The sequence below is a fragment of the Sphingobacterium multivorum genome (assembly GCF_900457465.1).
Taxonomy (GTDB): domain Bacteria; phylum Bacteroidota; class Bacteroidia; order Sphingobacteriales; family Sphingobacteriaceae; genus Sphingobacterium; species Sphingobacterium multivorum.
On record NZ_UAUU01000003.1, the window covers coordinates 94,442 to 106,704 of the forward strand.

9 protein-coding genes are annotated in these 12,263 nt (G+C 40.5%); 6 read left to right on the forward strand and 3 right to left on the reverse strand.

Annotated elements, in window-relative coordinates:
- Nucleotides 1-14 precede the first annotated feature (14 nt).
- The 4 genes from DTA23_RS05890 (at nt 15) to DTA23_RS05905 (ending at nt 4,507) form a co-directional block, all read left to right on the forward strand.
- Complete coding sequence (locus DTA23_RS05890; RefSeq protein ID WP_070564055.1) at nt 15-671, forward strand: succinate dehydrogenase cytochrome b subunit; 657 nt, start codon at nt 15-17, stop codon at nt 669-671.
- 12 nt (nt 672-683) lie between these two features.
- Nucleotides 684-2,600 carry a fumarate reductase/succinate dehydrogenase flavoprotein subunit gene (locus DTA23_RS05895; RefSeq protein WP_046673351.1) on the forward strand — a complete coding sequence of 639 codons (1,917 nt, stop codon included), beginning with the start codon at nt 684-686 and terminating at the stop codon, nt 2,598-2,600.
- A gap of 11 nt (nt 2,601-2,611) precedes the next feature.
- The gene (locus DTA23_RS05900; protein ID WP_046673445.1) at nt 2,612-3,361 is read left to right on the forward strand and encodes a succinate dehydrogenase/fumarate reductase iron-sulfur subunit; all 750 of its coding nucleotides are present in this window, start codon (nt 2,612-2,614) and stop codon (nt 3,359-3,361) included.
- Between the two features lie 291 nt (nt 3,362-3,652).
- Nucleotides 3,653-4,507: a polysaccharide deacetylase family protein gene (locus DTA23_RS05905; protein ID WP_236590847.1), complete on the forward strand. Its 855-nt coding sequence runs from the start codon at nt 3,653-3,655 to the stop codon at nt 4,505-4,507.
- Here DTA23_RS05905 and DTA23_RS30180 read toward each other — a convergent pair.
- The gene (locus DTA23_RS30180; RefSeq protein ID WP_201639204.1) at nt 4,504-4,614 is read right to left on the reverse strand and encodes a GNAT family N-acetyltransferase; all 111 of its coding nucleotides are present in this window, start codon (nt 4,612-4,614) and stop codon (nt 4,504-4,506) included. The genes DTA23_RS05905 and DTA23_RS30180 overlap by 4 nt on opposite strands.
- Nucleotides 4,577-4,885, reverse strand: a complete 309-nt coding sequence (locus tag DTA23_RS30185; protein ID WP_070564064.1) for a GNAT family N-acetyltransferase — start codon at nt 4,883-4,885, stop codon at nt 4,577-4,579. Before DTA23_RS30185 ends, DTA23_RS30180 begins: the two co-directional genes overlap by 38 nt.
- Nucleotides 4,886-5,376: 491 nt before the next feature.
- Here DTA23_RS30185 and DTA23_RS05915 point away from each other — a divergent pair, with 491 nt between their 5' ends.
- Both DTA23_RS05915 and DTA23_RS05920 read left to right on the forward strand, forming a co-directional pair.
- Entirely contained in the window at nt 5,377-8,592 is a 3,216-nt protein-coding gene (locus DTA23_RS05915) for a SusC/RagA family TonB-linked outer membrane protein (RefSeq protein WP_083295857.1), read from the forward strand.
- A gap of 36 nt (nt 8,593-8,628) precedes the next feature.
- On the forward strand, nt 8,629-10,506 hold the full coding sequence (locus tag DTA23_RS05920) for a RagB/SusD family nutrient uptake outer membrane protein (RefSeq protein WP_112374115.1): 1,878 nt from the start codon (nt 8,629-8,631) through the stop codon (nt 10,504-10,506).
- Nucleotides 10,507-11,018: 512 nt separating this feature from the next.
- Here the strand turns inward: DTA23_RS05920 and DTA23_RS05925 are convergent.
- Nucleotides 11,019-12,230: an MFS transporter gene (locus DTA23_RS05925; RefSeq protein ID WP_070564519.1), complete on the reverse strand. Its 1,212-nt coding sequence runs from the start codon at nt 12,228-12,230 to the stop codon at nt 11,019-11,021.
- Between the last annotated feature and the right edge of the window lie 33 nt (nt 12,231-12,263).

Genomic DNA, 12,263 nt, shown 5'->3' on the forward strand with positions numbered 1-12,263 from the left:
ATTAGGATCTTATTATGTTATCTACTTTGTCAAAAAAGATGCTCATGTGCCTGACTGGATTGTTTTTAGCGTTCTTTTTGCTGATTCACTTCCTAGGGAACTTACAGCTATTCTTGCCGCAGGAACAAGCACATTTACAATTTAATGCCTACTCACATTTTCTAGCGGGCAATATCTTGATCAAGATTATCTCTTATGTACTTTATGCCAGCATTATCCTTCATGCCTTAGATGGCCTTGTCATTACATTAAAAAATAAAAAGGAGGGAGCTGTTTATAAATCGGATCATCGCGGAAGAGCAAGCAAATGGTACTCGCGTAATATGGGAATTTTAGGTACTATAATTCTCATCTTTTTAGTTATCCATTTTCAGAATTTTTGGTATGTATACAAATTTGGTGCAACCCCGCTTGATGAGCGGGGGAACAAGGACTTATATGTTTTGGTCATCGCTGTCTTCCAACAATGGTGGTACGTCCTTATCTATGTATTATCTATGATAGCCTTGTGTTATCATCTTATTCACGGGATTCATAGCGCAATTCGAACCTTAGGATTATTTCATCCAAAATTTGTCAAATGGTTTAAGATCCTTGGCATTGGCTATTCGGTTATCATTAGTTTGGGCTTTGCCATGATGCCTGTTTATATATTCTTTACAGTAAACTAAAGCGGATAAATCATGATATTAAATTCAAAAATACCAGAAGGGCCATTGGATGAAAAATGGACACGCTATAAGAAGACTGCCAAATTAGTTAATCCCGCCAATCGCAAAAAATTGGATGTTATCGTGATTGGTACAGGGTTGGCGGGTAGTTCTATTGCAGCCTCCCTTGGCGAGATGGGGTATCAGGTGAAATCATTTTGTTTTCAGGACAGTCCGCGACGGGCGCATTCCGTCGCAGCGCAGGGCGGGGTAAATGCGGCAAAGAACTATAAAAATGATGGAGATAGCGTTTACAGAATGTTTGTTGACACCTTAAAAGGAGGGGATTTCCGTGCACGTGAAGCAAATGTATACCGCATGGCAGAATGCTCACTTAATTTGATCGATCAAGCTGTAGCCCAAGGAGTTCCTTTTGGACGAGAATACGGCGGCTATTTAAATAATCGCTCTTTTGGCGGCGTACAGGTAAGTCGGACGTTCTATGCAAGAGGCCAAACCGGGCAGCAGCTTCTTTTGGGCGCCTACCAGGCACTTATGCGCCAGGTAGGAAAGGGAACCGTGCAACTTTTTACACGACATGAGATGCTTGATGTTGTTGTTATCGATGGAAAGGCACGTGGTGTTATCGTACGTAATCTAGATACGGGCGATATTGAACGGCATGCGGCCCATACAGTTGTATTAGCAACAGGAGGTTATGGTAAAATATATTACCTATCGACCTTGGCTATGGGATGTAACGGTTCGGCAATCTGGCGCGCACATAAAAAGGGCGCATTAATGGCTTCTCCGAGCTGGATTCAGATTCACCCGACGTCCTTACCACAATCGGGCAGTTATCAGTCTAAATTAACCTTAATGTCGGAGTCTTTGCGCAATGACGGAAGAATATGGGTCCCCATGAAGGAAGGTGAGACGCGAGAACCCAACGCTATTCCGGAGGAAGAACGGGATTACTATTTAGAACGACGGTATCCCGCATTTGGAAATCTTGCCCCACGGGATATTTCCTCTCGGGCGGCAAAGGAACGGATCGATGCCGGCTTTGGGATTGGTCCACTCAAAAATGCTGTTTATCTTGATTTTGCGAAGGCTATCAGAGAACAGGGGAAACAGAAAATACAGGAAAAATATGGTAATCTATTTGACATGTATGAAAAGATTACGGGATATGATGCTTATAGCGTACCGATGATGATTTCACCGTCTGCACACTTTTCCATGGGCGGTTTATGGGTCGATTATGAGTTGATGACGAGTCTGCCAGGTTTATTTGCGCTTGGCGAAGCTAATTTTGCGGACCATGGTGCAAACAGACTTGGGGCAAACTCACTGCTTCAGGCATCTGTCGATGGCTATTTTATCGGTCCCTATACGATTGCCAATTATTTGGCAAACGATATTCATACGGGGAAAATTTCCACAGATCATATTGCGTTTGAACGTGCTGAAGAGGATGTTAGAAAACAAATCGACGTATTTTTGAAAATCAAAGGCAGTAAAACTGTGGATTATTTCCATAAAACACTCGGCAAAATACTCTATGACTATTGTGGGCTGGCACGTAATGAAAAAGGGCTTCGCTATGCTATTGAAGAAATTAGAAAGCTAAAACAAGAATTTTTCAAGGACGTTATTGTCAGCGGCGAGGCCGATACGTTAAATAGCGAACTGGAGAAAGCCGGACGTGTAGCAGACTATTTTGAGATTGGAGAACTGATGTGTTATGATGCATTGACGCGAAATGAATCCTGTGGAGCGCATTTTCGGGAAGAATATCAAACTGCAGACGGAGAGGCGCTACGTAACGATGCCGAATACCAATTTATTTCCGCTTGGTTATGGAAGGGAGAAAATGAAGAACCTGAGTTGGTCAAAGAACCGTTGACCTTTGAAGAAATACAACCAACTGTTAGGAGCTATAAATAAAATGAATGATTATGGATTTATATCTTAAAATATGGCGACAAAAGGATCGCAATGCTACAGGCAAATTAGTGACGTACACATTAACTGACCTAAATCCGCATATGTCTTTTTTGGAAATGTTGGATACTTTAAATGAACAGTTGATAACAGGAGGAGAAGAGCCCGTCGAGTTCGATCACGACTGTCGTGAAGGAATTTGCGGGCAGTGCGGAATGATGATTAACGGCATTGCACATGGGCCCCTTAAGCATACGACGACTTGCCAGTTACATTTACGTTCATTTAAAGACAAGGATACCATTACCATAGAACCTTTTCGTTCAGCCGCATTTCATATAAAAAAAGATCTGAAAGTGGATCGTTCCGCATTCGATCGAATTATTTCTTCTGGTGGATTTGTCTCTATTAATACAGGACAGGCTCCAGATGCAACAGCCATTCCTATTTCTCATGAATTAGCTGAATCGGCATTTGACTCGGCAGCCTGTATAGGTTGTGGTGCTTGTGTGGCGACGTGCAAAAATGGCAGCGCGGCCCTTTTTACCTCAGCAAAGATCACCCATATGGCACTATTACCACAAGGAAAGGAAGAGCGTAGTCAACGGGTATTAAATATGATCAAACAAATGGATAAGGAGTCCTTCGGTCATTGTTCAAATACAGAAGCGTGCGAGGTAGAGTGTCCACAAGGTATATCTGTACTGAATATCGCACGTATGAATTTTGAGTATAACAAGGCACTATTTTTTAAAAAGAAATAAAGACCAACGGTCGAAAAAAGTGGCACGATAGTTTCTTATATCGGATTTATAATAAAGACTGAAGCCATAAAAAGAGCGATACCGGATCGTTGAAGATGACTCACCTTATCCCTGAAAGTAGGGATTTGTAAGATTTTATGGTTAATAAATAGGTTTTTGTAGTAATTTTGAAAAAAGAAATTCATTAAGTTATAGCGATTGATATGAAGTGTAGTAGGTTGTTTGTGGTACTTTTCATTTGTAGTATAGTGTTTAGTGTAACCGCATGTAAGGATTTTTTCAAACAAAGTCTTGGGAAAAGGCGAACTGAAGGACACACTTACGGAGAAATTGGTTGTTAAGGAAAAAATACCACATTTGTTGAATAGGTGGGATTCGCTTCAGAAAAATCAGATACACTTTACAGTAGATAGTCTACACCCTGTTCCGATCAAACAACAAAGACGTGAGCTAAAGGACTCCCTGCGGAAAGCATTTGATAAGCAACCAAAACATATTTATTTGACTTTTGATGATGGCCCATTAATTGGTAGTGCTTTTATTGATTCTATTGCGAAAGAAAAAAACATTAAAGTGAGTGTATTCTTGATTGGTAAACATGCGAATATGAGCAAAGGAAGAAAACGCGATCTTGCCCGTTATGAATCCAATCCACTTATAGCCTGTTATAATCACAGCTATACGCACGCAAACAATCAATATTCAAGATTTTATAGTAACCCCCAAAATGCTTTTGCTGATTTTGAAAAGAATGAAAAAGATCTCCATTTAAAACATAAAATTGTTCGGCTTCCAGGAAGGAATATTTGGATATATGATAATGTTCGTAAGATTGACCTTAAGAATGGATCCAGCACAGCCGATCTATTGCATAAGAACGGATATACAATTTATGGCTGGGATGTCGAGTGGCGGCTTAATAGCGTTACTGGTACGCCCATACAGAGCCAAGAGTCTACCTTGTCTCATATCCGAAATTATATGAACAACAAAAGCTCAATGGTACCTAATAATGTTGTTTTCTTAATGCATGATGATATGTTTCAAACGCGAAAAGGGCAGCAGGAGTTATCCACTTTAATTGATGCATTAAAAAAAGAAGGCTACCAGTTTGAATTGATGCAAGATTATCCGATTAAGTATTAGATAGGTTCGCCAGCTGTCATCTCATCAAAACCCATTTCTTTTGCAATCTGATGAGCACCAAGAATTAATTTACCGCCAATTCCCTGTCCTTGAAACTGAGGTAGCACAGCGACAGGAGCCAAGGCAAGAGAATCGGATGTTTTTTTGATTCTCTTTATCGATAATCTTCACCTTTGTCAGGAGTATATAGCCTGCTATTTCTCCTTCAGCTTCAGCTACCATTGACAGTTGTGGTATAAATTCTGCTGTCCTTCTTAGTTTTTCTACTAAAATGTGCTCTTGATGATCGCTATACTGTTCGTTTTCAAAGGCGAGTCGGATCAGTTCGAATACAATCGTTGTGTCACTTGACTTTTCTGTCCTAATATTTACAGTCATAGTTTTTTTGTAGATACAACTATTTCTTCGCTATTAATAAAGCCGTTTTTGGCCCCATTATTTGTAGGTACATAGTTGTTTAGAAAAAATCAATTATAGATCTAATTATATAGGATAAATATGCGTATTAATATTTGAAAAATTGATAATATAGTTTCTAAATGATAAAAAGTACTTTTCCTCAGGACTTTCTATTTGCAGTGTTTTACTAGTTCTTTGATCTTGCGTTGAGTAGCAAAAGCGCTGGAAACAATTTTGAGAAAATGAATTTACAATTGATTTGTTTTTCAATAAATTATCTGATTACCAATCACTTAATAACAATAGTGTTAAATAGTGTAAAAATAACACTTGCAATGTATATTTATTTTCGTATTTTCATGTTAAATAAACAATTATAAATCGCCTCCAGTAGACACCTAAACCGATACGTCTTAGAGGTAAAAAAAATAACTAATTAAACACAAAATTTAAACAATTAAACAGTTTTTATGATTAACTGCCATTATTTCTCAAATCAATGGAAGAGAGCGTTTTGGACTGGATCATTGTGCTCACTAGTGGCCTTGAGTCCCCAAATCGTCGATGCTACAACCCTCGCAAGCTATGGAATTCTCTTTCAGCAGGAGCAAAGTGTTTCTGGAACGGTGCATGATGAATCTGGAATGCCAATTCCTGGAGTAACAGTTTCCGTCAATGGAACAAAGTTAGTAACTAAAACCGACGTTCAAGGTAGATACAAGTTAGACAAAGTCCCCGCAAGTGCGATTATTAATTTCCGGATGGTCGGCAAACAATCTATGGATGAAGCTGTAAAAGGAAGACAGACCATCGATATCACACTTCTTAATTCGGAATCGAATCTCGAAGAAGTCGTTGTTGTTGGTTACGGAAAGCAACGCAAAGAGACTGTCACCGGTGCCGTAGCCACTGTGAAGGGAAGCGATCTAGCACAATCACCGGCATTGAACGTTTCCAATGCATTAACAGGACGCGTCCCGGGCGTTACAGCAACCAACGGGAGCGCCGAGCCTGGCTACGATGGTTCCAATATCAAAATCCGGGGAACGAATACACTGGGTAATAGCAGTCCCTTAGTCGTTATTGATGGAGTTCCTGCGCGTGAAGGAGGAATTGATCGTATTAATCCCCGAGATATAGAAAATATCTCGGTTCTAAAAGATGCTTCTGCTGCTATTTATGGAGCCAGGGCAGCCAATGGGGTTATTCTCGTTACGACAAGAAGAGGAAAAACAGGAAAACCGCAGTTTTCTTATACGTTCAACCAAGGGTATTCCCAACCTACCGTTATTCCTAAATTAACAGATGCCTCCCAGTTTGCGGCAATTAGAAATGAACTCGAAATTTATAACCTCCCTGTTGAAGAATGGTCTGCTGCTTATACAGCGATCAACGAGAAAGGCAGTTACAATAAACAAGGTGGAGGAGTTTTGGATGCGCCGTTTAAACCAGAAGATATCCAAAAGTTCAAAGACGGATCAGATCCTTGGGGGCATCCCAATACTGACTGGTATAAAGCTACGCTAAAAAACTGGTCACCTCAACAGCGCCACAACCTCCAAATCAATGGCGGTACTGAGGATGTCAAGTATCTGATGTCTTTGGGGTATCAAAATCAGGATGCCTACTATAAAAATTCGGCTACAGGTTATAAACAGTATGACTTAAGGATCAATCTGGACGCCAATATAAGTCAGTATATCAAAACACAATTTGGTGTTTTAGGAAGACAGGAAAACCGAAATTTCCCCACCAAGAGTGCTGGCACGGTCTTTAGAATGCTGATGCGGGGAAATCCAACACAACCAGCAATATGGCCTAATGGAATGCCGGGACCAGATATCGAAAATGGCGAAAACCCCGTGGTAATTACGACCAATGCGACAGGTTACGATCATGATAAACGCTACTATTTTCAAACAAATGGTCAGGTTGAGATTACAAATCCCTGGATAGATGGTCTTAAATTAACACTTAATGCCTCTGTTGACAAATATGTAAAAAATCAAAAAACATGGGTTACACCCTGGACTTTGTATTCTTGGCAGGGCGCTTATGAGGCCGATGGCAGCACACCACAACTGGTTCCTGGAAGACGTGGCCCTGCCGATCCAAATTTAAACCAAAGCAATGAAGATCAACTGAATATCTTACTTGGTGGAATCTTAAGCTTTGAGCGGAAATTTGGTGACCATCAGGTAAATGCTATAGCCGGTATCAACAGAGAAACAATTGATAATGATAAATTCAGCGCGTATCGTCGCTATTTTCTTTCAAATGCGATCGACTATCTTTTTGCCGGTGGAGAACAGGAAAAAAATAACGATGGATCTGCATGGAAAAGAGCGCGGCTAAATTACTTTGGGCGATTTGGCTATAATTATAAAAGCAAGTATATCGCAGAATTCCTTTGGCGTTATGACGGATCGTATATGTTCCCTGAAAGTGAAAGGTTCGGTTTCTTTCCAGGTGCCATGGCGGGATGGGTCGTGTCGGAAGAGAATTTCTGGAAGGAAAATGTCCCTGTGATTAATTATTTCAAGATCCGTGCGTCATATGGCCAGATGGGTAATGACAACATCTACTATGATGATAAATTACAAGAATATCAATATTTTTCAACCTATTCCTTTGGTACTTATATCGTCAATGATAAGCTAGCCAAAACCCTTTTTGAAAGCCGTGTTCCTAATGAGATGATTACTTGGGAGGTTGCCAATAACTATAATTTAGGGTTTGATTTTCAATTTTTACAAGGAAAGCTGAATTTCGAGTTTGATATTTTTAAAAATCGCCGTAATTCCATTCTATGGAGAAAAAATGCGTCAATACCACAAAGTACAGGGATGACATTACCGGCAGAAAATATTGGCAAAGTGGATAACAAGGGTTGGGAATTTAACTTAGGTTATCGTGGCAAGGTGGGAGATTTGGGGTACACGGTTGGTGTGAATGGTGGTTATGCTAAAAACAAAATTATCTTCTGGGATGAAGCCCCGGGCGCCCCTGCATGGCAGCAAAGTACAGGTAAACCTATCAAAACGGATATTTATTATGTCTATGACGGCGTATTCCGTGACATGGAAGATATCGCCAACAATAAATTGGACTATAGTGCCATTACGAAAACTTTACGCCCTGGAGATATGAAATATAAAGATTTCAATGGTGACGGAAAGATTACCCCCGATGATAAAGTAAGACGAGACAAGAATAGTGACCCAACATTTCAGGGAGGTTTCAATTTTAGTCTGACCTATAAGGATTTTGACTTATCGGTACTATTTCAAGGAGCTACAGGAGGAGAGATACGTGTAGGAACAGATGAATCTGGATCGATCGGAAATTTTGTGGAAGAATTCTATGATAAACGCTGGAGCATCAGTAACCCAAGTAGCGTTTATCCACGTTTGACAGACCGTGGCAATCAATATTATTCTTATAACAATACCTATTGGATGCGGAGCACCGATTATTTGCGGCTTAAAAATGTGGAAATAGGATATAATCTGGCCTCAAGCATTTGTAGTAAAATTGGCATTGGTTCTTTACGGCTATATGCAAATGGCATGAACTTAATGACGTGGAGTAAGATCAAAATGTATGACCCAGAAGCCGTTAATGCATTAGGGCAATATTATCCGCAGGCAAGATTGATTAATTTTGGCGCATTATTATCGTTCTAACCAACTGTCATATTAAGAACTTAACGAAGAATAAAAATGAAAAAAATTAAGAATATATCACTTATACTACTTGTACTTTCTGCATCATTACAAGCTTGCAATGATGATTTTGTGAGCACGAAGCCACTCAGTGAAGTTCCACAGGAGATCGTTTGGTCGGATGCTGGTTTGTCTGAGGCTTTCGTGACAGAAATCTATAACGGTTTTGGAGTAGGAGGCTTTTATGAGCAAGAAATGGCATCCATGACCGACGAAGCCTTATTTACACACCCTAATCGGGGCATAAATACCGTGACCGAATCTCGATCAAATCCAGCTGATCAAGGCTATATTATGGATACTTACGAATACGGTCGCATGTATACGCGCATCCGGGCAACTAACATTGCCATCTCCAATTTGAGTGCACCCAAGTTTGACAAAGCAAAAGCCGATAAGCTGTTAGGCGAAGCTTATTTCCTGCGTGGGTATTATTATCAACAGCTCTTACGCTTTTATGGTGGCATCCCCATCGATAATAAGATATATACATTGAACGATAAAGACTATATGGTTCCGAGGAATAGCTATGAGGAGTGTGTCAATGCCATCGTGAAAGATCTAGACAGCGCAGCTCTTTTGTTAAAGGGCAGTTCATCAACAAAGGGACGTGCAAATGAAACTGCAGTATTGGCCTTAAAATCAAGGGTATTACTCTATGCTGCCAGCGATCTCCACGATGCGGGTAAAGCCAAAGCAAAATCAACATTATTGGCAGGGTATAAGAATCCAGAATATCTAATGTACACGAGTGGCAATCAGGTGGAGCGTTGGACAAAAGCAAAAGCCGCAGCAAAAGCCGTACTGGATCATACAGAATTCGCCTATAAGTTAGACCTAACTCAACCCGCTTCGCCTAATGAGGGTACTGCCAACTATATGGCCGTATCGTTAGGAGGGGGGAGCAAGACAGTTGATTTTACAGCAGGAAAAGATATTATTCTGGGGAGATTCTTTATTGACGAAAAGGACGAACGTGGTGGCTGGGTAGGGCGAGACAACGGTCCAAATGGCTATCATAACTGGGCCGGAAATACACCGATACAACTCTTGGTAGACGACTACGAGACTATTGATGGCCAAAAATTCAGTTGGTCAAATCCTACTATGGCAGCCAGCCCTTATCAAAATCGTGACCCACGTTTAAAGGCAACAATTTTATACGACGGTGCGGATTGGAAACCTAGGACAGCCGATGTCGCTGAAAGAGATAAGGCGAATCAAATCCAAACAGGTCAATACGAAATAATGAATGCCAAAGGACAAAAGGTTATCCAATTTGGCCTTGACACAAGAAAAAGCCCGATTGAAGATTGGAATGGTTCACGGACAGGATATTATATTCGTAAATTTACAGATCCGGACCCTACAATGCAGGATCAAAACACAAGACAGCGCATTCCCTGGCCAATGTTTCGCTATACAGAGGCGATATTGAACTATGTAGAAGCATGTCTTGAATTAGGAGAAGAGAATGAAGCTAAAACATGGTTAAACAAAATCCGCTTTAGAGCTGGAATGCCTGCAATTCCAACCGCCGAAACCGGAGCGGCTCTAAAAGCACGTTATAGAAACGAGCGCCGTATTGAATTAGCCTACGAGGAGCATCGCTTCTTTGACGCGCGACGCTGGATGATAGCCGCGGAAACTATAGGTCGTAAAGCAAATATTATAAACATCACGGGAACCCTTAAGGCGGGTAAAAATGTAACTCTTTATCAATATAATCCCGATAACTACACCTATACCTATACGGTATCCAATATTGATCCAGGTATCGAAAATAGGAACTGGGATGACAAGATGTACTACACGTCTTTGCATCGCGATGAGGTTAATCGAAATACAAAATTGATCCAAAATCCAGGTTACTAGTATTTAAAGAAGCTGTCCAAATGTGCTGTGCCCCCGGAAAATGTCTAACTTTTTGGGGGCACTGCATTTTTTTGGACAGCTTTTTTTGCGGCTAATTTTTAATACGTGAATAGGTCCAATTTTAGTAACTATGCTGTATTGATAAGCGACAGGAATAAGTTTCAGTATATGCTGCTAGTGGCGGCAATATGCCTTAGATACCTATTGTGTTCGTACCTGCTTCGGACAAGCTTCGGAGCTCACCAGATAAGGATTAGCTATTGGCCAGTTCCTGACCAGTATTTTCCTGTTCGGAGACTGGTCAATGACTGTTCAGCATCTGTACGGAATCTATTGATGATCCGAAGAAAGTACGAAGCAGGTACGAAGCAAAGGGCTTCCCACTCGCTTATTTTGGTTATTTTTCATCGAATTTCACCATAGCTCTTTGGACAGGTTGAAACTTTCTCTGCTATTCAAAAATAGTTTCCACAAAACAAGTGACAAACTTTTCGGACACACGGATTATATAATTACTTTTTCTGCTGACTTATATTAGGTAATAGCCCTGTAACTACTCCGATTAATGGAAGATAAGCACAGATATTAAATACATATTCGATTGAGGTTTGATCTGCAAGCCAGCCCAGAACTGCTGAACCAATTCCCCCCATACCAAAAGCAAAGCCAAAAAATAAACCAGCAATCATTCCGACCTTTCCTGGGATGAGTTCTGTCGCATAGACCAAGATAGCAGAGAATGCAGACGATATAATAAGACCTATTAAAATAGCGAGGATAATGGTTAGCCCTAGACCAACGTGTGGCAATAGTAATGTGAACGGAGCCGCTCCGAGAATCGATACCCAGATAATTAGTTTACGCCCATAGCGATCTCCCAATGGCCCCCCTAATATAGTTCCCGCAGCTACAGAAGCAAGAAATATAAATAAGTATATTTGAGATTCCTGAACCGAAACATGGAATTTATTGATCAAATAGAAGGTGAAATAACTGGTCATGGAAGCCATGTAAAAATATTTGGAAAAAATGAGTACCAATAAAATTACAAGTGCAAATACTACTTTTGATTTTGGCAGGTCGGCTTTTGAAGCACCAACAGCAGTTGTTTGTGTCTTAGGCTTGAGATGTATTTGATACCAATTACCGACATAAGTAAGAATCATAACGGCTACAATGGCCAATACGCCAAATACACCAATGTATTGTTGGCCCAAAGGGATCACAATAAGCGCTACAAGAAGGGGACCTATCGCACCACCAGCATTACCACCGACTTGGAAGATAGACTGCGCGAGCCCCTTTTTGCCTCCGGAAGCTAAATGAGCAACTCGAGAAGCTTCAGGATGAAATATAGACGAACCCATGCCAATAAGACTTACAGAAAGGAGAATGTAGATAAAGTTTGACGCAAAAGAAATGCATATCAATCCTGCTAAAGAGAAAAGCATACCGACAGCGAGTGATCGTGGTGTAGGGTTTTTATCTGTATACAAACCAACGAAGGGTTGCAAAATAGAAGCAGTAAGCTGAAAAACCAACGTTATAATACCAATTTGGGTAAAACTAAGCGCATAATTTGATTTTAACATGGGATATACTGCCGGAATGACCGACTGAATCAAGTCGTTGAGCAAGTGTGAAAGACTAATCGCAAATAAAATCGGATAGACGGTTTCGGAGCTTTTCCAAGATCCACTCGGGTTTAAAGATTGTGTTTTCATAAAAGAAATATTCATCAGGTCATCTGATGTTTT